Annotated in this window: 21 protein-coding genes; all 21 read right to left on the minus strand. The window is 34.7% G+C overall.

The window, feature by feature from the left end; translation table 11 throughout:
* Positions 1 to 18 precede the first annotated feature (18 nt).
* The 21 genes from astE to WDV75_RS13545 all read right to left on the minus strand — a co-directional run bounded on the left by astE (position 19) and on the right by WDV75_RS13545 (position 22,841).
* Positions 19 to 1,026 carry a succinylglutamate desuccinylase gene (gene astE / locus WDV75_RS13445; RefSeq protein WP_273558314.1) on the minus strand — a complete coding sequence of 336 codons (1,008 nt, stop codon included), beginning with the start codon at positions 1,024 to 1,026 and terminating at the stop codon, positions 19 to 21.
* A 12-nt stretch (positions 1,027 to 1,038) separates the two neighbouring features.
* Entirely contained in the window at positions 1,039 to 2,382 is a 1,344-nt protein-coding gene (gene astB, locus WDV75_RS13450; RefSeq protein WP_273558313.1) for an N-succinylarginine dihydrolase, read from the minus strand.
* Complete coding sequence (astD, locus tag WDV75_RS13455; protein ID WP_273558312.1) at positions 2,369 to 3,880, minus strand: succinylglutamate-semialdehyde dehydrogenase; 1,512 nt, start codon at positions 3,878 to 3,880, stop codon at positions 2,369 to 2,371. Before astD ends, astB begins: the two co-directional genes overlap by 14 nt.
* Before the next feature lie 73 nt (positions 3,881 to 3,953).
* On the minus strand, positions 3,954 to 4,982 hold the full coding sequence (gene astA / locus WDV75_RS13460) for an arginine N-succinyltransferase (RefSeq protein WP_420497504.1): 1,029 nt from the start codon (positions 4,980 to 4,982) through the stop codon (positions 3,954 to 3,956).
* Positions 4,983 to 5,005: 23 nt separating this feature from the next.
* The gene (locus WDV75_RS13465) at positions 5,006 to 6,217 is read right to left on the minus strand and encodes an aspartate aminotransferase family protein (protein WP_273558310.1); all 1,212 of its coding nucleotides are present in this window, start codon (positions 6,215 to 6,217) and stop codon (positions 5,006 to 5,008) included.
* A 969-nt stretch (positions 6,218 to 7,186) separates the two neighbouring features.
* Positions 7,187 to 8,152 (minus strand): filamentous hemagglutinin N-terminal domain-containing protein, encoded by a 966-nt coding sequence (locus tag WDV75_RS13470; protein ID WP_273558309.1) that lies wholly within the window; start codon positions 8,150 to 8,152, stop codon positions 7,187 to 7,189.
* 327 nt (positions 8,153 to 8,479) lie between these two features.
* Positions 8,480 to 8,704 (minus strand): hypothetical protein, encoded by a 225-nt coding sequence (locus tag WDV75_RS13475; RefSeq protein WP_273558308.1) that lies wholly within the window; start codon positions 8,702 to 8,704, stop codon positions 8,480 to 8,482.
* Positions 8,705 to 9,151: 447 nt separating this feature from the next.
* Positions 9,152 to 9,547 (minus strand): hypothetical protein, encoded by a 396-nt coding sequence (locus WDV75_RS13480; protein WP_273558307.1) that lies wholly within the window; start codon positions 9,545 to 9,547, stop codon positions 9,152 to 9,154.
* A gap of 148 nt (positions 9,548 to 9,695) precedes the next feature.
* Positions 9,696 to 9,953 carry a hypothetical protein gene (locus WDV75_RS13485; protein ID WP_273558306.1) on the minus strand — a complete coding sequence of 86 codons (258 nt, stop codon included), beginning with the start codon at positions 9,951 to 9,953 and terminating at the stop codon, positions 9,696 to 9,698.
* A gap of 17 nt (positions 9,954 to 9,970) precedes the next feature.
* Complete coding sequence (locus tag WDV75_RS13490; RefSeq protein ID WP_273558305.1) at positions 9,971 to 10,747, minus strand: DUF596 domain-containing protein; 777 nt, start codon at positions 10,745 to 10,747, stop codon at positions 9,971 to 9,973.
* Between the two features lie 85 nt (positions 10,748 to 10,832).
* Positions 10,833 to 11,117: a hypothetical protein gene (locus WDV75_RS13495; RefSeq protein ID WP_273558304.1), complete on the minus strand. Its 285-nt coding sequence runs from the start codon at positions 11,115 to 11,117 to the stop codon at positions 10,833 to 10,835.
* Positions 11,095 to 11,757 (minus strand): cysteine peptidase family C39 domain-containing protein, encoded by a 663-nt coding sequence (locus WDV75_RS13500; protein WP_273558303.1) that lies wholly within the window; start codon positions 11,755 to 11,757, stop codon positions 11,095 to 11,097. Before WDV75_RS13500 ends, WDV75_RS13495 begins: the two co-directional genes overlap by 23 nt.
* Before the next feature lie 119 nt (positions 11,758 to 11,876).
* Positions 11,877 to 12,275: a hypothetical protein gene (locus WDV75_RS13505; RefSeq protein ID WP_273558302.1), complete on the minus strand. Its 399-nt coding sequence runs from the start codon at positions 12,273 to 12,275 to the stop codon at positions 11,877 to 11,879.
* 148 nt (positions 12,276 to 12,423) lie between these two features.
* Positions 12,424 to 13,464: a DUF596 domain-containing protein gene (locus WDV75_RS13510; protein ID WP_273558301.1), complete on the minus strand. Its 1,041-nt coding sequence runs from the start codon at positions 13,462 to 13,464 to the stop codon at positions 12,424 to 12,426.
* 92 nt (positions 13,465 to 13,556) lie between these two features.
* The gene (locus WDV75_RS13515) at positions 13,557 to 15,020 is read right to left on the minus strand and encodes a DUF637 domain-containing protein (RefSeq protein ID WP_273558300.1); all 1,464 of its coding nucleotides are present in this window, start codon (positions 15,018 to 15,020) and stop codon (positions 13,557 to 13,559) included.
* Positions 15,014 to 18,799 carry a filamentous hemagglutinin N-terminal domain-containing protein gene (locus tag WDV75_RS13520; RefSeq protein WP_273558299.1) on the minus strand — a complete coding sequence of 1,262 codons (3,786 nt, stop codon included), beginning with the start codon at positions 18,797 to 18,799 and terminating at the stop codon, positions 15,014 to 15,016. The genes WDV75_RS13515 and WDV75_RS13520 overlap by 7 nt, the downstream gene beginning before the upstream one ends.
* A gap of 248 nt (positions 18,800 to 19,047) precedes the next feature.
* Positions 19,048 to 20,004 carry a filamentous hemagglutinin N-terminal domain-containing protein gene (locus WDV75_RS13525; protein ID WP_273558298.1) on the minus strand — a complete coding sequence of 319 codons (957 nt, stop codon included), beginning with the start codon at positions 20,002 to 20,004 and terminating at the stop codon, positions 19,048 to 19,050.
* Positions 20,005 to 20,024: 20 nt separating this feature from the next.
* Positions 20,025 to 20,852 carry a ShlB/FhaC/HecB family hemolysin secretion/activation protein gene (locus tag WDV75_RS13530; RefSeq protein ID WP_273558297.1) on the minus strand — a complete coding sequence of 276 codons (828 nt, stop codon included), beginning with the start codon at positions 20,850 to 20,852 and terminating at the stop codon, positions 20,025 to 20,027.
* Positions 20,827 to 21,207, minus strand: a complete 381-nt coding sequence (locus WDV75_RS13535; protein WP_273558296.1) for a ShlB/FhaC/HecB family hemolysin secretion/activation protein — start codon at positions 21,205 to 21,207, stop codon at positions 20,827 to 20,829. The genes WDV75_RS13530 and WDV75_RS13535 overlap by 26 nt, the downstream gene beginning before the upstream one ends.
* Positions 21,208 to 21,306: 99 nt before the next feature.
* Positions 21,307 to 21,723 carry a POTRA domain-containing protein gene (locus WDV75_RS13540; protein WP_273558295.1) on the minus strand — a complete coding sequence of 139 codons (417 nt, stop codon included), beginning with the start codon at positions 21,721 to 21,723 and terminating at the stop codon, positions 21,307 to 21,309.
* 149 nt (positions 21,724 to 21,872) lie between these two features.
* Complete coding sequence (locus WDV75_RS13545) at positions 21,873 to 22,841, minus strand: filamentous hemagglutinin N-terminal domain-containing protein (protein ID WP_273558294.1); 969 nt, start codon at positions 22,839 to 22,841, stop codon at positions 21,873 to 21,875.
* Between the last annotated feature and the right edge of the window lie 209 nt (positions 22,842 to 23,050).

Below are 23,050 nucleotides of genomic sequence, written 5' to 3' on the forward strand. Positions count from 1 at the left end.
TGCTGTTTTATGAATTGATTAGGTTAATTTTTCTAACAACAGTCCTGCCCGTAGCCCAACAGCAACATGAGCGTTGGGAAACAGGATAAAGTTGGCAGGCGATTCAATCTTCCAGGATTGATGTTGCTGATGGGCGATATCAAAACCTTGCGGTAATTCAGTGAAATTTTTTGTATCTTCTGGGATATTGAGCTGAAAACTGTCATGTTGTTTGATAATTGCATCAACCACACGATAGCGTTTAAGCGCCGCTTTAACGCGTTTACCTGAAGGCAATCCAGCAATCAAATCCTGCAAGGCCGTGGTAATATTGCTGAACCTGGTTAAATCATTTTGTCCAAAAGGCAGCGCCTTACCGATCTCCAGCGTGCAACTATCCACATTGTAATGTTCGCTGGTAAAGTGACTGAACGTTCCCCCTGCTGTGTTATGAAATACCAAGGCATCGAGATCGCTATCTTCCAGCCATTGTAAAAAATCCGCAGCATATTCACGTGCCTGGTATGGCAATAGGGCGAACTGTTCATGGCAGGAACCTCGGATTGCGGTATGAAGATCAAGGTGCCGATATTGCGTTGATGCCATCACCGCCGTTTCATGAAAAAATCGCTGGATAACAGACTCCAATTCCATTGCCCGCTCCGATTCATTCCCTAAAGGAAAATTTTGATAACGGCCACCAAACATACGGTTGAGATCATAATCAATATATCGCTGCCCTGCCCGCATGGCGGGTAAATTGCCAAATACCAGCAGCAGGTTATGTTGCAATGGCAATTTTCCCTGAGCCAGTTGTGATAATAACTGGATAAGTATTTCTACCGGTGCCGTTTCATTGCCATGAATTCCGGCGGAGATAATCAACGTATCGACAGATTTTTCTTGTGAAGAGGCCCCTGTTACTTGTGGTCGTTTTTGCGGTAATAACTGTAATACCCCTTCCGCTAGCCATGATGACTGAATCGTTGGCGGAAAAACCAGGTTATTTTCGATCTTGTTTTCAAGCAATAAAGTCAGTAAATCCATTTCATCTCCTGATTAATTCTGAAACTCATAAATCGAACCTAACTTGAGGATCTGTGTCAGTTCATCAAGGGCAGAATAGACCTCCCTCAATAGCTGCGGATCAGCAAGATCAGCCGCATACAGGGAATCCCGATAATGGCGTTCCACCCATGCCGTCAGGCGTTGATACAATTTTGGTGTCATCAAGGTAGCTGGATTGACAGCTGCCAACTCTTGTTCATTTAAAACAACCCTGAGTCGCAAACAAGCCGGCCCACCGCCATTGCGCATACTTTCCCGCAAGTCAAAAAAGTGGAGCTTATTGATGGGGGAATTTCCTTTTGCAATCAATTCTTGCAAATAAGCTGAGACATTGTGATTTTGGCGGCACTCTTCCGGTAAAATCAGCATCATGTTGCCATCCGGCTGGCTCAACAGCTGGCTGTTAAACAAGTAAGATTCGACCGCATCCTGAAGAGTGACTTGCTCCATAGGCACTTCAATCGCCACCAAGTTGTGCCCAAGCCGCGCCATTTTTTCCCCCAACTCGGCCAAAACTGATTGCTGATTTAAAAAAGCCTGCTGATGATGAAAAAGAACATGACGGTTGCTCACTGAGATGACATCGTTATGAAACACACCACTATCAATGGCTGCGGGATTTTGTTGGGCAAATACCGTCCTGGAGTCCTCTAATTGATGCAGGCGGGCGATTGCCTGGCTAGCTTCCAGTGTCTGCCGAGGGGGATAACGCTTAGGTACAATCCCTTCCTGCAATGCCTTGCGTCCGTAAACAAATAACTGCACACCAGCTTCGTCATATTCGCCACAAAAACGATTGTGGTTTGCCGCACCTTCATCTCCCCAATCCACATGTTGTGGCAGAGGATCATGATGAACAAAATAGTTTTGCGCTGGGAAAGTTGCTTTCAGAGCTCGTGAAGTCGTGGTGCTTTCCAGCGAACGATGCAGCTTGTTATTTAAATTTGCTACCGTGAAGTGGACACGTTGATCCGCACTATCTGCTGAAGGGGAAACCGTTGCCGCATTTGCTGTCCACATGGAAGAGGCGGAACTGAGATTAGACAATAACAACGGAGAATATTGGGCGACTTTATTTAATACCTGTTCGTCACTGCCGGTAAACCCGATCTGTCGCAACACGGGCAGGTTAGGACGCTGTTGCGGGGGCAAAACCCCCTGTACTAACCCCATATCAGACAACGCCTTCATTTTCATCAATCCCTGAAGTGCGGCTTTACGCGGATTAGATTCTTTCCCTTGATGATTGATGGACGCTTTATTCCCCGTTGACAGGCCGGCGTAATGGTGTGTCATGCCGATCAAACCATCAAAATTTGCTTCAATTCCTGACATAACCACCTCTGACATCCGATTGATTGATGAAAAAATTAAGTCCTGGTGCCGGTGTTTCAGGCAACACTAAATTTTCCGTCGTCAGGGAAGCCATCGGCCAGGCGCAATAATCCGCGGCATAATAAGCACTGGGGCGATGATTACCAGAAGCCCCAATACCACCAAACGGAGCCTTGCTGGATGCGCCTGTCAGCGGCTTATTCCAGTTCACGATCCCCGCTCTGGCCGCTTGCATTAACTTCTCAAACAGGCAGGGATCAGGAGAAATTAGCCCGGTTGCCAGCCCAAATCGGGTATCATTTGCCATTGAGATGGCTTCATCAAAAGTGGTATAGCGCTTAACTGTCAACAGAGGCCCAAAATATTCTTCGTCAGGAATATCGTTGACATTGGTGAGATCAATGATGCCGGGTGTCATAAACGTCGAATGCGGATCAGGCTGGGTTAAGGTGAGCAAAGATCTCCCCCCCAGGGCCAATAACGTATTCTGAGCGTCCAACAAACTCTCCACCGCCGCTAAAGAGATGACGCCGCCGATAAAAGGCTGAGGATCAGCATTCCAATGACCAGGCACAATCTGGCCTGCGACATCAACTAACTGTTGGATCAACGCATCGCCCTTCTCCCCTTGCTTCACCAACAACCTACGGGCACAAGTGCAGCGCTGCCCCGCAGAGATAAAGGCTGACTGGATGATGGTGTAAACCGCGGCGTCAATATCATCATAATCGTCTACAATCAGGGCATTGTTGCCGCCCATCTCCAGAGCCAGCATTTTTTCTGGCTGACCTGCCAATAAGCGATGAAAGTGAAACCCCGTTGCTGCACTGCCTGTAAATAGCACACCATCAATTTCGCGATTATCCAGCAAGGCACCGCCAGTTTCTTTGCCTCCTTGAACCAAATTCAATACCCCTACAGGCAATCCCGCTTTAATCCACAACTCCACGGTTTTTTCCGCCGTCAGCGGCGTTAATTCGCTGGGCTTGAACACCAATGTATTACCGGCAATGAGCGCAGGGACAATATGTCCATTCGGTAAATGCCCCGGAAAATTATAGGGACCGAAGATAGCCATCACTCCGTGAGGACGATGCTGTAATATCGCTTTTCCGTCTGGCATCGGTGTTTCGGAATACCCCGTTCGCTGTAGCCATGCTTCAATTGAAATGGCAACCTTACCTATCATCGATTGGACTTCTGTCCGTGTTTCCCACAAAGGCTTACTGGTTTCCTCACTGATCACCTGGGCGATTTTTTCTTTTTCTTGAGTCAGCAAATCAGCAAATGTCTGAATAATCGCAATCCGTTTTTCAACCGCCAATCCAGACCATGCAGGAAATGCTTTGCGGGCGGATTGGCAGGCTTCAACTACCTGATGCTCAGAAGCACCGTTCGCCTGCCATAAGATCCGCTGATCTACAGGAGAATATTTAATAACAGGCAGGCCCTTCCCTGCTATCCACTCACCGCCAATGTAATTTGCTTGATGATTCATTGTGAAATTCCTCAATTGCAACAGCGCTTAATGACAAAGTTTTAATTGTGAAAACCGAGAATGGTGAAAACGGCTAAGAGAAAAGAGAAACGAAGCGTACCGGATCGCCATCATCCACATGCAGTACTGCCATTTCTGCGGAGGTAAGCAGCAATTCATCGCTATCCAAAGATTCAGAAACAGACAACAGGAGTGCTTTAAACGCTTGAAAATTCAGGTTAGAGACAATGCATTGTACGCCGCCCTGTGATCGGGAAACCTGATCGTTTCTTTTAACATGCACAAGCCGGCTGGCTCTGATTGTCCGTACATTGTCAATTTCGGCATCCAGGATAGCGCCCGCATCAAAAATATCGACCGCATCGTGATAAGCAAATCCCTCTTTTTCCAAAATAGCGCGGGCAGGCAGCGTATTTTCATGTACCTGACCAATGGTCTGGCGTGCTTCTTCTGGTAACAAAGGGACATAAATGGGATGAAACGGCATCAATTCTGCAATAAACGTTTTGGAGCCAATGCCCGTCAAGTAGTCAGCTTCAGCAAAGGAGACATTAAAGAAATGTTTCCCTAGAGCATCCCAGAATGGCGATTCACCCTGTTGATTCGCAACGCCACGCATTTCCGCAAAAATGCATTTTGGAAAGAGAGGTCTGAATGCGGCAATAAACTGAAAACGGCTTCGGGAAAGAAAAACACCATTGCCTCCGCCGTGATAATCGGGATCAAGGAATAACGTACACAATTCAGTGCATCCGGTATAATCCTGCCCGACAATCAACGTTTCAAATGTGTTATAGACACCCAATTCGCGGGAAGCTCGCACTGATCGATGTACGCGAAAATTGTAAAAAGGCTCTTCCAGCCCAACAGCAACTTCCAGCGCACTGACACCAACAACACGATGCTTTTCCGTATCTTCCAAGGTAAATAAAAATCCTTGTTGTGCTCGTCCCTTTGCATCGTTGAAAGAATCAATACTGCGTGAAATCCGTGCCGCCAGATATTCCTGATTATTGGGTAATGTCGTCAGGCCAATTCCTGCACGGGACGAAAGATTGAGGATATCCCCTAAATCTTCATATTGAACGGGTCTAAATAACATCATGATATCACCTCAAATCAGCTTTATTCCTGCACAAATCGCTTGAGGGCGCTTTCAAGGCGGATGAAACCGTCATTGATATCCTGCTGTTCGATATTTAATGCAGGAGCAAAACGCAACACATTGGGACCGGCTATCAAAGCAATCAATCCCTCTTCCGCAGCGATATTAGTCAGGTTTTTCGCTTTGCCCTGATATTTTTCAACCAACTCAGCGCCCAACAATAACCCTTTACCACGTAATTCACTGAATACTTGATAACGTTGATTAAGCTTGGCCATCCTCCTCATAAATTCATGGTGACGCTCTTGCACCCCAGCAAGAAACTTCGGTTGGTTCACCAACTCGACGACTTTGTTAGCAACGGCTGCCGCCAGCGGATTTCCACCAAATGTTGTACCGTGTGATCCCGGCTGGAAAGCCTCTGCGATATGTTGCCTGACCAACATGGCACCAATCGGGAATCCACCACCCAGCCCTTTGGCACTGGTTAAGATATCTGGCTCTACCCCAATCCCCTCGTAGGCATACAAATACCCGGTGCGGCCTATGCCTGTTTGGATTTCGTCAAAAATCAGCAATGCTTGATATTGATCACATAATTCCCGTAATACTTTTAAAAATGCCGGCTCGGCAGGGATCACCCCGCCTTCCCCAATGATCGGTTCAACAATCACAGCACAGGTTTTTTCTGATATATGGGCCTTGATAGTATCGATATCATTAAATGGCAGGTGAGTAATTTGCTGCGGCAATGGCGCAAAGTCTTGAGAATATTTAGGTTGCCCTCCGACAGTCACCGTAAATAATGTTCTGCCGTGGAAGGAATTCTCAAATGAAATAATTTCGTTCTTATGATTGCCATATTTATCTAATGCATATTTCCTGGCAATTTTTAATGCAGCTTCATTTGCTTCTGCTCCTGAATTACAGAAAAAAACCTTATCTGCGAATGTATTTTCAACCAGAGATTTCGCCAGTTTTAAAACAGGTTCATTTGTATAACCATTACCAATATGCCATATGTTTTCCATTTGAAAATTTAATACATTCTTTAATTCATCATTAGCATGACCAAGTGAATTCACCGCAATTCCACCAGCAAAATCAATATATTCCTTACCATTCTGATCCCAGACACGTGAGCCTTTAGCGACGACAGGGATAAAATTTGCCGGTGAAAAACAGGGAACCATATACTGGTCAAACCAATTTCTTTGGATCGTGTTCAACATTTGTGTTTCCTCACATGATTAAAATATAAAAAATAAGGAATCATTTTATATATTATTAAATTTAACCTTTAATGATTGGTCTTATTTTCACTGCTTTGATAAACTCCTAATGACTTTACTCAATAACATTATCACGAGATTCTTTTTGATCTTTTTTGATCAGAAATTAATCTCATCATCACTTTGAGCATTAACAAAGTCAATACAATTTTTTCACAATAAATTTGCTTTATGATGATTTTCACAATTCATAAAATGCTTTTATTTTCGATTTATGCACTGTTTATGCATAAAAAAATAAACAAAAAGCAGTATAGAATTGAAGATAATGACAATGGGGTATTATTGTTAGATAATTATTCAATAATTATGGTTATAAGATATGCCGATAAACTAAAAAATGTATTTGCAATTAAAAATTTTTTATTAAAAAGATATATTCTTTTAATAATCAAATTGTTATAATGAAATTCATTTTTAGTGCCTTACCGTGAAATTCAACCTAGTTTCTTCATAAGTAACCTTTCACCAGCCCCACTATTTTTATGCTCTCCAAAAACAATTTGTTACTCACTTTCGATAGAAATCCACGAAAAGCTGATTGGAACACATTGTATATATTGAAAAATATCATTACAACGCTTTGGAGTTGTGAACCAAAAGATATAAACATTCATGTTAGTGAAAAAGAAACACCTATTGAAAACTTGATTGAATATGTTTTTCAGTTAATTGCTACTGAATGTCCTAACCTCAGCAATTTGGCAACAGAGTTGTATATCTTTGAAGGTTTAACTAAAGGTTTTTTATATATTTGAGAAGAAAATAGAAAATAAGTTTACTTTTAATTATCAATTAAATTAACATCAGATTAATAGAAGAAAGCCACTTAATTAAGCCGCTTTCTTAATTTCTTGAAGTATTGAATTATTTATTCAAAAAGAATAAAGTTGTTTTAGATATACTTCATCACCAAGGTTTACCATCTATAAATACTTTAGTTTTCGCTTCATCACCATAAAAATGTATATTTTTCATATCTTCAGCTCCATTTGTTGTAACATATATATTCCCCCCACTATTATTTACATGAATTTCAGGACCCTTCAAATTACGCAAATTAACACCAACACCATCTTCACTACTTGCTAATCGAATTCTATCATCAGCATACATACCACCTAATTCTTTAACATTGATTGAAAATTCAGGTTTGGCTCCTTCACCTTCAATAAGGCGAGTTAGTTTAGGATCTTTCATATGAGGTGCTATAGTTCCGGTCACTGCAATAATGACGGGAGCTTTAACTATGCCATTTATTTCTAAAGCCCTACTCATAAGAGAAACTCCTTTAGGGCCATTACTTATTCCGGGTTTAAGCTCTAAACCTTTTTTACCAACAGTAATTTTTCCTTTGGCTATTTCTAAAGTAAGCAAATCTTTTTTATTAAATGTAGGTTTACCTGTAGTAATAGTAAAATCATTGTTATTAATAAAACTAGCTCCATTAATCATAACACCATTAGGGTTAGCTATAATAACTCTAGCTTTATCCCCAACTACCTCTAATGCACCTAAAAGTTGAGACTGATTACCACCAACCACCTCATTAACAATTAATTCTGCGGTTCTATTTTTAAGATTAGGGTTTTTATCTAATTGGCCTGCTAATTCAGAAATTGTTTGATTTAGTGAATTATTTAAAACTAAACCTTGGTCTCCAATGTTAAATTCTTTATAGATATTTCTAGACATTCCAGAAAGAGTAGGAGTAGCTATATTAACAACTGGTACGTTGTTAACATTTTGAATTTGAGTATTAGAATCATTAGGGACTATTGGATTGGCTAAAGCTGAATTGATAAAAACAAATAAAGAGGCAAGAGAAAATGAAATTAATTTCACAACAGGGGTAGTATTTTTAAATATAGTCATAATTTAATCTTCTTTAAGTTGATAATCTCAGTTTTTAAATTACATTAATATTATCTTGAGAAACGAGAAATTGTTTTGATAAAATTTAAACTAATTTAATAAATTTTGTTACAATAGAAATTAGTTCAAGACCCCCTCATTTTTACTTAATTTTAGGCTTAAATAGTATTTTTACTAAAATATAATACATCTGAATTATGTTCAACAAAATCAAAATCTTAACCATCATCTAATAATAAGTAAAAAACTGAAAAATCTCAGTCTTATGAAATAAGATTTTTAATTCAAATCATTAAATTTTTACTAAGCCTGAAATTTTTTAAATATTTAAGCAATCAGTTGAACAGGAAAACTTATTAAAACATGTCCTGTTTTAGCATCAACACCAGTAACAACGACAAAATGACCAATTTTACTACCTTGATCACACATCATAGCACTCCAAGAACCCATTTTATTTAAGGAATCAAAAGCTTCCCATCCTACAAAACCGCCTCGCCAGCCAGTATCATGTTTGTTAAGATCCATAGCCAACTCTTCAGGACTTTTCAATCCCCCACCTAGTTTTGTTTGAGAGACCGGAATTTTTCTATCTTGAAGTCACATTTCACCACATCCCCCCACATCCTGTTGGAGTTTTTTGCCCTACAACATCAGGCTCTGCTATTTCATCTAATACGCTCCAATTTCCACCAGCACCAGCTTTTGGTGTAACAGGTTTAATATCTATTTTATTAAGAATTCCCTCTCCTCGTAATACACCTAAAGGTATTTAGCCCCTGTTAAAAATGCTGCCACATTCTCTAAAGATTTTTGATCACCTTGGGCTGCTTTTGCTACCGTTGATTTAATACCCTCCCATGCATAACCATTTCTAATAGAGTCAAATGCATTTGCAACAGCTTGATCCTTTTTATGGATCAAAATTAATGTGAAAATTTTATTTAAAAATAAAACCAGAAGACCGTAAGGATCTTACGGATTTATTTTAAAAAAACATTATTCTATTTCTCTAATATAGTACTTTTCCGGACTATACCAACGTATAGTTTTGTATTTTCCCGATATAAGTTTCTTATCGTTTTTGTAATAATCCATGACTTCTTCAGGGGACCAACTACGGCCGCATGAAAAGAGAGCTTCTTCCTTAATTAATCCTTCAATTATTTTTATTTTTTCTTCTTCTGTATCTACAAGTAATTCCATAAACTCTACAGATGTATCTACATATATACCTCTATCTAGATAGTCTCTTCTAATCTTATCGGTTATTAAAGAAAAGCCTAAAAATTTCATTTTATTAACTAGATTAGTTTCATTCTTTGTAATCATGATTTCCAAAGTATTAGTTGCCATATAATTGACAATAATTGAATTTTCAGGATATTTAATCATTTTACATTTACCTTAACTGAGGCTGAAGTAAGAATAAGGTTATAATAAATTCAATAGCTCTTCAATAAATTAAGAAAGATCTCAGTTCCATAAACTTTTTATTAAAGCATACTTAGAATTTTTATTGAACCTGAGATCTTTTAAAGATTTAACTAATCAGTTGAACAGGAAAACTAATTTCTCTACCCTTAGCACAATCCCAACTTAGTTTAGCCAGCATTCCAGTTATTCTTGGTTGAAAAGGCATTACAGACATTAACCAATTATCAAGATTTCCTATACATTTAATACTTTCTGCAACTTCTAAATAAATAACAAGTTTTGCTTGAAAATATTTAATTTTCCCATCTACATCAAAACAGTAAGTAATTATATCAGAATCTTTATCGTGATATGTCCAAGACAACTTAATAGATTTGTATTCTATTTTAGGTATTTTTGATTTTTTTTACGTTTAGGAGGATCAATTCTATTTTTGACTAAAGATAACTCTGTCCACTCTACATACCCATTAGGATATATCCATACCGCAGTTGCTGGACACTCATCACTATCAAACCAATCAGGTATTTCACGAGGTTCTTCTGAAGTTAAATTAGGTAAAAGGTTTTCTATTACATTTTGGGGTTGATCCCAGAATGGATAATGATATTTAGGAGTGGGTAAAGTTTTTCTAAACAAATCTATTTGTTCTTCGATAGTGCCTTCTAAAAATTTTCCTTTTTTACCGAGTTTGAGATGCTCTTCTTTCATTAATCTTTCCAATAACCAGAAGAAAATTTCTTTTCTATGTTCGAAAGTGAAATAAGGAGGAATTTCAATAGAGGTTGGATAAGGTCTTGAATATCTAAATAATGTTTCAAGAGAATTGCCCTCAGACAACATAATAATTTGTTCATATTCATTTTCAGATACTATATAATCATTATGAGGGAACAACTGAATTGGAAAAATAACTTTTTTACCTCTAACATATCTATAGGTTATTTCAATTAACTCACTAGATCTATAAGGTAATCTAGATAATTTATAATCCTCTAAATCGTTTAAAATTTCAATACTTATTCCACCATGAAGTTTTGCCTGAAAATGTTCGCTAATTCCATCTATATTCAAATAATAAGTAACCACATTTGAATCTCTATTATGATTCATCGATATCAAAATAATATTTTTAATATTTAAAGATAATTTTTTCATTCTAAACACTATACTTATAGATTATATCAAGATTAGAAAGATCTCAGCTTAAGAAAAAATTCATTAAAACTGAGATCTTTTAAAATCATATTAACTGAACAGGGAAATTAATTTCCCTTCTTTTTTCAATGTAATCCCAAGTGATTCTATGAAATTTATGAATAACTTTAAAATCAATAGGTAGTAGACATGTTAAAAACCCCTCTAATTCAGAATTAGCAGAAATAAGTTGTATTCCTTCTAAATCTTCAGCAGTAGTAGAAAATATTTTTTCCATATTGTCATGTAAGAAATAAAAAACGATTTTTTTAGTATCGTAATCGTAATCTATATGTGTGATCTGTACATTACTTTTGTTTAAAGACGGCATTTCCGCTCCAAGTATTCATAAATTCAGATTCAGTCATTTTATAGCTAGTTTTATTCCAAGGATCTTTTATTAAAACATGCCCTGTTTTAGCATCAACACCGGTAACAACTACAAAATGGCCAATTTTATTACCTTGATCCCACATTATAGCACTCCAATAACCTAATTTATTTAAATTATCAAAGTTTTCCCATCCTACAAAACCACCTCTCCAGCCAGTATCATGTTTATTAAGATCTCTAGCCAGTTTTTCAACATCCTTTAATCCTCCACCTAATTCAACTTGGGTAACATCTGTAATATTTCTATCTTTAAGTAACATTTCACCAAAAGCGCCTCCACATCCTGTTGGAGTTTTTTGTTTTACAACGTTGGGATCTACTAATTCATCTAATACGTTCCAATTTCCACCAGCACCACCTTTTGGTGAAGCAAGTTTAATATTTACTTTATTAAGAACTCCCTCTCCATGTACTACTCCTAAAGGTACTTTAACTCCAGTCAAAAATCCAGCCACATGCTCTAAAGATTTTTGATCACCTTGGGCTGCTTTTGCTACCGTTGATTTAATACCTTCCCATGCATAACCATTTCTAATAGAGTCAAATGCATTTGCAACAGCTTGATCCTTTTTAGACAAATCACTTATCGCTCTATTTATAGCTGATTCTTTTTATGGATCAATATTAATGAAAAAATTTGATGTGATAATAAAACCAGAAGACCGTAAGGGTCTTCCGGCTTTATTTAAAAAAAATATTATTCTATTTCTCTAATATAGTACTTTTCCGAGCCATACCAATGTATAGTTTTGTATTTTTCCGATATAAGTTTTTTATCATTTTTGTAATAATCCATGACTTCTTCAGGGGACCAACTACGACCACATGAAAAGAGAGCTTCTTCTTTGATTAATGATTTAATTATTTTTATTTTTTCTTCTTCCGTATCTACTGATAGTTTCATAAAATTTGCAAAGGGGTCTATATAATATCTATCATTATCCTTATAGTATTCTCTGATTTCATCAGTTATTAGAAAAAAACCTAATAATTTCATCTTGTTAATTAAACTATCTCCATTTTTTGTAACCATAATCCTTAAAGTATCAGTAGATATATCTTCAACAATAATTGAATTTTCAGGATATCTGCTCATTGTACATTTACCTTAACTGAGACTGAAGTAAGAATAGGGTTATAATAAATTCAATAGCTCTTCAATAAATTAAGAAAGATCTCAGTTCCATAAACTTTTTATTAAAGCATACTTAGAACTTTTATTGAACCTGAGATCTTTTAAATAGTTAACTAATCAACTGAATAGGAAAACTAATTTCTCTACCCTTAGCACAATCCCAACTTAGTTTAGCCAGCATTCCAGTTATTCTTGGTTGAAAAGACATTACAGACATTAACCAATTATCAAGATTTCCTATACATTTAATACTTTCTGCAACTTCTAAATAAATAACAAGTTTTGCTTGAAAATATTTAATTTTCCCATCCACATCAAAACAGTAAGTAATTATATCAGAATCTTTATCGTGATGTATCCAAGACAACTTAATAGATTTGTATTCTATTTTAGGTATTTTTGATTTTTTTTTGCGTTTAGGAGGATCAATTCTATTTTTGACTAAAGATAACTCTGTCCACTCTACATACCCATTAGGGTATATCCATACCGCAGTTGCTGGACACTCATCACTATCAAACCAATCAGGTATTTCACGAGGTTCTTCTGAAGTTAAATTAGGTAAAAGGTTTTCTATTACATTTTGGGGTTGATCCCAGAATGGATAATGATATCTAGGAGTGGGTAAAGTTTTTCTAAACAAATCTATTTGTTCTTCGATAGTGCCTTCTAAAAATTTTCCTTTTTTACCGAGTTTAAGATGCCCTTCTTTCATTAATCTTTCCAATAACCAAAAGAAATTTTCTTTTCTATGTTCGAAAGTAAAAGAAGGATCTGTCTCAACAGAAGTTGGATAAGGTCTTGAATATTTAAATAGTGTTTCAAGAGGATTACCTTCAGATAGCATAATAATTTGCTCATACTCATTTTCAGTCACCATATAGTCATTATAAGGAAATAACTGAATTGGAAAAATAACTTTTTTACCTCTGATATACCTATAGGTTATTTCAGTTAATTCCCTAGATTTATGAGGCAATTTAAATAGTTTATTTTCTTCTGAATTGGTTGAAATTTCAATACTTATTCCACCGTAAATTTTTACCTGAAAGTATTTATTAATTCCATCTATATTCAAATAATAAGTAACCACATTTGAATCTCTATTATGATTCATCGATATCAAAATAATATTTTTAATATTTAACATTATAAAACCCTCAAATTTTTTAAAAAACATGAATGTATATCTTTTTTAAAGCCACCTTAAGTGGCTTTTTATAAACTTAAACCTAATACTAATTACTTTTGTTTAAAGACGGCATTTCCGCTCCAAGCATTCATAAAATCAGTTTCAGTCATTTTATAGCTAGTTCCACCTTCACCTTTCCTTCCTCCTTTCCAAGGATCTTTTATTAAAACATGTCCTGTTTTAGCATCAACACCGGTAACAACTACAAAATGACCAATTTTACTACCTTGATCCCATATTATAGCACTCCAAGAACCTAATTTATTTAAATTATCAAAGTTTTCCCATCCTACAAAACCGCCTTGCCAGCCAGTATCATGTTTATTAAGATCTCTAGCCAACTCTTCAGGACTTTTCAATCCCCCACCTAGTTTTGTTTGATTAACATCTGTAATATTTCTATCTTTAAGTAACATTTCACCACAAGCACCTCCACACCCTGTTGGAGTTTTTTGTCCTACAACATTAGGGTCTACTAATTCATCTAATACGTTCCAATTTCCACCAGCACCACCTTTTAGTGTAACAGGTTTAATATTTACTTTATTAAGAATTCCCTCTCCACGTACCACTCCTAAAGGTACTTTGGCTCCAATTAAAAATCCAGCCACATGCTCTAAAGATTTTTGATCACCTTGGGCTGCTTTTGCTACCGTTGATTTAATACCTTCCCATGCATAACCATTTCTAATAGAGTCAAATGCATTTGCAACAGCTTGGTCTTTCTTAGCTAAATCACTTCTTGCTCTGTCACAATAATTACTTCCAGTTGCACAGGTTACTAAAGCTGCTGCTGCATCAAATGTAGTATCTAATCCAGCTGCTGCCAAATCTCCAGTTTCATATAAGAAAATTAACACACCATTGACCATTGAAGATGCTACATTCTCGCCAATTTTTTCGCGAACTAATGTTTTTATATATTCCGCATCTGCTTCAAGCGCCTTTCTAGCCTTATTTCCAGATAGTGAGTTAAATTCAATAGCTATTTCACCAGCATGAGCTCCACTATGAACACCTTCTGCGGTTCCTGAAACAAGCCCTCCTGCAATACCGCCAACTATTTTAGTTTTAATTAAACCGCTAGTCGTATCTTTGTAAAAATTATCACCTAAAGATAAAACTGCAATTTCAGCAGCTAGTGCTCCAGCCGCGGCAGCTTTAGGATCATTATCTCCAATTTCAGCCGCTAAAGCAGAAATTGCAGCATGACTAAATAATTTTCCAGGTATGCCTAAAGCAGGCGTATTCTCAGCAATTAAATTAGCCCCTTCTGCATGTATTTGATCAGCAACAGTAGATAACAATGCTGTTCTAAAGTTATCCTTAAAACTTCCACCTTGAATAGCGGTGTTTAAACCTGATTTAATCAAGGTCTGACCGGTAACACGTTGCGCTGTTCTAATCCAATCGCCTTTAGTTAATAGTGCCAATTTAGCTTTATCAGCACCTCCCGCGGCCTTAGTCCAGCCCATTGCAGAATCGAAACCAGCTAATGCTCCCCCAACTACCATTGAAGTGACCACTGATTTAACTGTGTCACTATTACCCAGGTCTTTAAAGATCTTAGAAAACCCTCATTTTCAACTACTGAAACTGCCGCTTTACTGGCTACAGCCGCCATACCCGCAGTGATTGCTCCTTGCGCTACTGCACTACCACCCGCTAATGAAGCTGCAGCTGGAGCTGCATATCCCGCAGTTACTGCCGCAACAGCGACTGCAATAACTGCCCCAACAACCGGATTTAAATGTTTATTAGTTTGATTCCATTCAGTGTAGGCATCTTGGACTTTGTTCCATTGAACATCGCTACGTTTATTAATATCTTTGATCCAAGACATGCCCTGCTCAGTACTTAGTAAAGTAACGGCATCTTCTAAGATTTGATCATTTTTGGCTTTAATATCGGATGTAATGCCTTGAGCTGCATTAACTGTAAGTGTTCCTCCTACATTAACTTGAGGTAAAATCCATTTATTTTCTTGATAGCCTTGATCGTTTTGTTTAATGAAAAAACCCTTAGAGACTGTAATGGTTTGTTTAAATTTATTAGCTTCTACAGCTTTAAAATTAATTTTTCCTTGTAAACTAGTTAAATTAGTATTTTTACCAGCCTCAATTTTACTGGCTTCAAAAGTACTATCATCTCTACTTAGAATATTAATATAACCTGTAGAGGCCGAAAACTCAGTTACTACTGGAGTCGTTGTTCGATTAATTTCTTTGATTTCTTTTTTCTTTCCCCACCAGTTTCGTTTTGTGGCGGTTGATTCATAATATACAGTTTCATCTAAAGCCTGAGCATATAAATATCCGCCTTTAGCAGCTATATCCATAGTACCAGAAGCCATAGCTTCTCTTAGAGAACCATTTGAAACATCTGCAAGATTTCTTAAACCTTCAACAGCTAATTTAGTAGCTTTGAATAAAATACTTCCTTCTGAAGTTATCGTTAATAAACCATTAGCTCCTAAAGTTGTTCCTTTATGAGTTACATGCTCATAATTATCATCTTTCATAGAATATTTTCTATTAAGAACGGAATCGAAACTAATATTATTTCCCGAAGTTACAGTAAGATTTCTTCCAGATATCAAATCAGTGCCTTGGGTTGAAATATCTCCATTAGCTACCAAAGCAAGATCTTTATCACTTTTAATAGACGTTATTAAATTAGCATCAAGAAAATAATTTGAATCTGGATCTCCTCTACCATAATCTTTAGCAACAGATACTAAATGATTTCCAGCTAATAATGAAGTACTTCCCTTAGAATTAATTTGAGCTGCTTGTAGTACGAGAAGTCCGCCAGAATTTATCGCTATATTTCCAGAATTAATAAATGTAGTTAAGTCTTCTACATTACCCCAATCAAAAGCATATCTTTGATTAAACTTTTTCAAACCTATTGCAATGCCTTTCCCCGCAGTTAAATTAACACTATCAGTTGCATCTACTTTCACTAAATCATTATTACCGCCACAATTATTTGCTAAGCCCCCTAAACAATTTATCTGCACACCAGCCAAAACCAGATTTTTACCCGCAGTCATTGAAAGATTTTTAGCAAGAATCGGGCTTCTAAGATCAAAAGGTTCTTTAAGAATTTGTTTTGATATCTGTTCATGAGCTGGGCTCATGATGTAGTTTTTAAGTTCTTTATCATTATTTTCAATAGTAATATCTTCATTTGCAGAAAATATCATATTTTGGGTTTTACCAATAAGTTTAGTATTCTCAAAAGTAATATTTTTTCCAGCTGAAACAATTAAATCTTGTAAAGTACCGATAAAACCAGCTATCGCATAAGGCAAATCAGTATAAGATTTAACCATAGAATCTTCATCACTGATGCCATAAACTTTAACATTCCCCTCTTTTGCAATTAAATTAGCAGATTTTGCATATAGTTTAAGTCTTCTAAGATCAATGTTATTACCTGCTATAAGGGATACTTCGTTTTCCGATCTTAATTCACTTTTTATTGCATTTATATCAGTATTTGCAATAAATTTAAGATCGTTATTAGCTTTTATCGCCCCATGAACATTGATTTCATTAGCTTTCAATACAACGTTATTACCTTCAACAGAAATTGAATCGTCATTAGCATTATTCATTCTGTATGCATATTGATCATCTGTTCTAAAATAAGCATCATCAAGCTGTACAGTATTTATATTAACTGACTTATTAAAATCTACTACCAAATTATTTTCTGCTTTTATCTGGGGGGTTATTTTTAAATAAGGATTAGGTTCATAATACAAGCCACTGATATAAGAATGATTTAAGTCTTGTCCAGTAAGAATTAAATCTTTTTTAGAGGCAATATTATTAGTACTATTCAATATATCAGCATAAATATAAGAATTACCCCATGAATGAAGCCCTTCTCTAGAAAATGCCAATTCAAAACCTTTATTTTTAGAAAAAGTATCATTATAGTCTGTTAACCTATCAAATTTAGATATTACTTTATTTTCTAAATGTTTAGTTCTAACTATTAGATCTCCACTATTAGTGGTAATTCTAGCTCCGATATTTTTAACTAGATCAGATTTATCTCCCCGAACGTTTTTTTGAATCCATAAGTTATTTCCGGCTGAAATTGAAGGGGAGCTACTAAAATCATTGAAATCACGCTCATTTCCGTTTGTAATGACACGTCCTAATAATCTTAAATCGTTTCCAGCTGTTAGTTGAATATTATTTTCAATTTTATTTTTACTTGCTAAAGTAATGCTACCTCCAGCACTTACTGATTCAAGTCTAGGAAAAATCTTTTCATTATCCTTAGCGGTTCTTTTATCTAAAGAACCTATAATAATATTATTAGCCCCTATATTTAAATCTGTTTTAGCTAAAATATTTCTATTCTTAGTTTTATCATTGTTGAATTCACTCACAAGGCTTACATCACCATTAACATTTATAGTAATGTCTCCTTGAATACTCCGTAAATCATTTAAATTAACACCAACACCATCTTCGGTAGCTAATATATTGATTTTATTAGCATACATACCACCCAAGGCTTTAGTATCTACTGCTAACCTTGGTGAATTTCCTTCACCTTTAATATTACCAATTAACATACCATTTTGGTAATTTATTTGATTAGTACCTTGAATTATGGTTAGATTAGTTGGCTTTGCTTGAATTTTACTATTTAATTCTAAAGCTCTACTAATGATGTCGATAGAACTTAATTCACCTAAACTACCATCTAAACCTTCGCCATTAATATTAATTTTCCCTTTAGTTACTTTTAAAGTATCTAAAAATCCTTCACTATTTAGAGTAGGTTTACCGGTAGTTAATGTTGCATTAGATAGGTTAAAAAATCCGCAGCCATCACAAGTAATTCCATTAGGATTAGATATCATTACAGCGGCTTTATCACCAGCTATTTCTAATATACCCTTAAGTTGAGATTGGTTTCCATTCGTTACTTCATTGATAATTAATTTTGCAGTTTTATTTGTAAAATTAGGGTTTTTATCTAAATCCCCTATTATTTCAGAAGTTACTTGTCCCAATGAATTATTTAATACCAAACCTTGCTCTTCAACATTAAAATCTTTATAAGTATTGTAAGAGACACCAGCATTATTAGGTTTAGCTATATTAATAACTGGTACATCATCAAGTATATCAACTTGAGTTTGAGAATTATTGGGAACTACTGGATTTGCAAAAGCTGAATTGAGAGGGTATATACCTATTAAGTATATAAGTAGATAGCAGAGTATATTTGCATATTGATTGGGATTATCAGATTTTTTCATAATTTTTCCATTATAGTATCTTATAATCTCAATTTTTAATAAACAACCTTTAAAAACTGAGAAGTATAACTAATAAATATGTGCATACACATTTTATCCGTTTCTTACAATTAATATCGGGTTACTTATATCAATTAATAGTGTATTATTTCAGTCATTTAATTCTTCCTTCTATATAAGTTGATTTTTACAATTGAAACCCATTTATTTCAAATGGGTTTCTTTAATCTAACTTGAAACATTAAGTTTTATAGTCCTACTTGAACCCAACCACCATTATCTGACCATTGATATTTTATGCCTTTATGAGTAAATTGAGGAGTTCTTATATTAATCATATCCCCCCTAAGAAGTCCTTTGATATTAACGTTATTACTATTAACAGCATCTATAGTAAGTTGATTTTTACCATCTAAATCATTAAAATTAACACCAGCTCCTCTTTCAGTAATTTTTACCATAATTCTATTAGCATATATACCGCCAAGATCACTAGTATCTATTGAAAATTCAGGCTTAACTCCTTCTCCTTCAATTGCATTATAAGCAAGTTTTTTCATGTCAACCAAAACACCTCCAGCATTGATACCAACGAAATCTGCTTCAATATCACCATGAATTTTGAAAGATCTACCAAACATATTAAGATAGTTAACATTGGTACTATCTATACCATTTTCGCCAATAGTAATTTCACCTTTAGTTACCTTTAATGCAATCGGATTTCGTTTCCTATCAAAATCGAAAATCCCAGTACTAATATTAGCTTCATGTATATTATTAAAACTAAGCCCGTTAATCATAACACCATTGGGGTTAGCTATCATTACAGTGGCTGGAATTCCAGCCACTTCTAATTTTCCTAAAAGTTGAGATTGATTACCTCCAATTACTTCATTTATAATTACACCTGCTGGTAGTGTTCTAAAATTAGGATTTTTATCTAACTGACCTACTAATTCAGAAGTTACCTGTTCCATTGCATTATTTAGTACTAATCCCTGCTCTCCAACATTAAATTCTTTGTAAATGTTGCGCGATACTCTTGAAAGATTAGGAGCGGATATATTAACAACGGGTATATTGTTAATGTTTTGAACTTGTGTTTTTGAATCATTAGGAATTACTCCATCTGCGAAAGCTGAATTTGCAGTTACTAAAGATATAAAAGAACTTAGTATAACTAACTTAAATTTGATAGTCATATAGCTATTTCCTTATGTAATTAGAAATTAATTGAAGCAGACCAATATATAACTAAATTATCCGGTTTAAGATATTTAGGATAATTTATAGGCTTTCCAATTGTAATTGAATAATTACTTATACTATTATTTAGAGTTAACCCTAATGAAGTTCCTGTTAAATTACCTCCTTCTGAAGATTTAGCTATTTCTTCTTTAAGCCAGCCAGTATCCAATGAACCGTTCAAAGAAAATTCACCCAATTTTGGAATAGTTATCATTTTCCAATTAAGTTCGTTTCTCCAATATCCTCCAGAATTTCCTGTGATATATCGTTCTTTAAATCCTCTGACCGAATACAACCCCCCTATAGACAATCTTTCACTAGAATAAAGATTCTTTAAACTATATTGCCCATAAGCAGAAGTAAAATAATAAATATCGTTAGTTAAAGGTTTGTAATAACTTAAACTACCACTAAATTTATGAAATTTACTTTTAGGTGTATTTTTAAAATTATCATCTTTAGTAGCCCCTAATGTAGATAACCCTTTGGTTATTGTAGGATTAAATCTAAAATATCCTCCTAATAAAGCAGAGCTGTAATTAAAACCCAGATATAAAGTATTTAAATTTGCTCCACTAGATAATTTATAATCTCCTAGAATATTTTCAGTTTTACGGGAAGTAAAACCGGCATTCAAACCTAACTTTTGTTTCCCATCTCTATATAAAGTTCTATTTGCTGATACAGAATGTGACCGACCTTTACCTATATAACGTAATGCCCCGAAATAATTTATAGGAATGTCTTGATATGATTCATTTTTTGAATATTGGTAATTAAATAACCAATAACCAATAACCATAAGGAATACTTATATTTGAAGAAATGTACCAAGTTTTATGATTACCTTTGAAATCAATATCTTTATTACCGTAAAATGACCAAGAATCAGCTAAGCGTAATACATTATCTAACTGTAAAGAAACATTAAGCTGATCTCTACCTTTACTTTTTTGTCCGCTGTTATCTAAACCAAAACCTATATTTAAAGGTAATCTAGATGAAATTTTTTCTAATACAATATCAGAATACCCTACTTTATCAGAAGGTCTGATATCTATTTTAACTTGATAAGATTGTAATCTATTTAATTGATCTAACCCTTGTTCAATATCTCTTAAATTAAGTATTTTTTCTTTTATATTGGGAAAAACCATTTTTAATTCTAAAGGTTCTTCATTATCAATAGTTATTCTATTAATCTTGCCTTCAACAACTGTGATGACAAGATTACCTTCATGTATATCAAATACATCTTACTGCCTTAAAAAAGCTCTTGAAGTAATAAAACCTATTTCCATATAATAAGCGGATATTTCATCAATTAAAGAAGAAATATCTTTAGATGTCATACAATTGAAAATATTTTCCTTTATTAAATTTTCTTGATTTGATTTTGGAAAATGTAAGGCGTTATTAATAGAGATACTAGTAATTATTTGACAAGGTAGATTATTACTTAAAATAGGAGATTCTTTTGGTTTAACTACTTTAAGATCTGAACCTAGGTCTTGCTGTTTCTGAGAATCACTTAATATATCTTTTTGTTTTTGTTTAAGAATTTCTTGATCTACGGGGTTAATATTAGATAATTTATAAGGTACAGCTATAGTTTTCGAAGAAAATACTAGAATTGTATAGAGGAAGAGTTTGATAATTTTTTTGACTGTCATTTGCTTTATGATCTTATTCTGATTTTTTGAAAAATTAGAATTATGTAGAGTAAATTTTTACATAAAGTTGACATAATCCTAACTAAATGAAATTTATAAGGATGTTTATCGAAAAAGCCCACTTAATTTGGTGGACTTTTTCTTCTTATTTATTTATTAAATATAGTGCCGTAGGGATTTCCATCTTGTATAAAAACTAGCCCTTCACTAGATGTGATCTGTGCATTATTTTGAGTAAAATGTTGAGGAGCAAAGGATGAGATATGTTTTTTACTCTTAATATCGCTAATAAATCGTACCGGACCACTAGATATTATGGAAATGCCAATGCCATTATTTCCAACACTTTGTAAATTACCTAGATTAATACCAAGTCCATTTTCAGTAGAGGATATCTGAATGTTATTAGCATACATACCACCTAGAGCTTTAGTATCAATTGCAAACTGAGGTTTGTTTTTGTAATCTGTTTCATTACCACCTGTTTGTATAAAAAGACTTTTCGCATTAATTTTACCATTCAATTCAAGAGCTCTACTTATAAGAGCAACCGAATTTGCACCAGTGGCATCTAATCCTCTTTCACCAATAGTAATTTTACCATTAGCTACCTTAGTACCTTGTAATGCTCCATCTGGTCTTAGAGCAACTTTACCGGTATTTAAACTTATACTATCTGAATTAACAAAACTGGCTCCGTTAATTACAATGCCGTTTTGGTTAGATATTAATACATTAGCTTTATTACCAGCTACTTCTAGTTTCCCTAAAAGTTGAGATTGATTACCACCAACTACTTCATTAATAATAACCTTAGCAGAATTACTCAAGTTAGGATTTTTATTTAAATAACCCGCTAGCTGAGAGTTTACTCCATTTGTAGAGTTATTTAAAACAGCTCCACGAGTTTCTACGTTAAACTCTTTATAAAGATTATGAGAAACTCCAGCACCATTTGGATTAGCTATATTAACAACAGGTACATTGTTAACATTTTGGACTTGTGTTTGTGAATTATCTGGGATTATTGGATTAGCAAAAGCTGTTATACTTGCAAAAGAAATAAAAGAACTTACTAGCGTTTTTGTGAAAATTTTAGATTTCTTAAATTTTGTCATGATTTAAATTACCTTTATTAAATAATGGATACATACTACTTACTTAATTCATCCCAATCTAAAAGGAATGTTTTTATAATTAAATAATCAAGTTATGAAATTATATTTTCGTTATCATTGGTAACTATAAATTAACATCATTAAAAATAAATCAATGAAAATTAATTTTAATTAATAAAATCGTTTCATGTTTCACATTTATAATTAGT

It is taken from the genome of Xenorhabdus griffiniae, from assembly GCF_037265215.1.
GTDB classification, from domain to species: Bacteria; Pseudomonadota; Gammaproteobacteria; order Enterobacterales; family Enterobacteriaceae; genus Xenorhabdus; species Xenorhabdus griffiniae.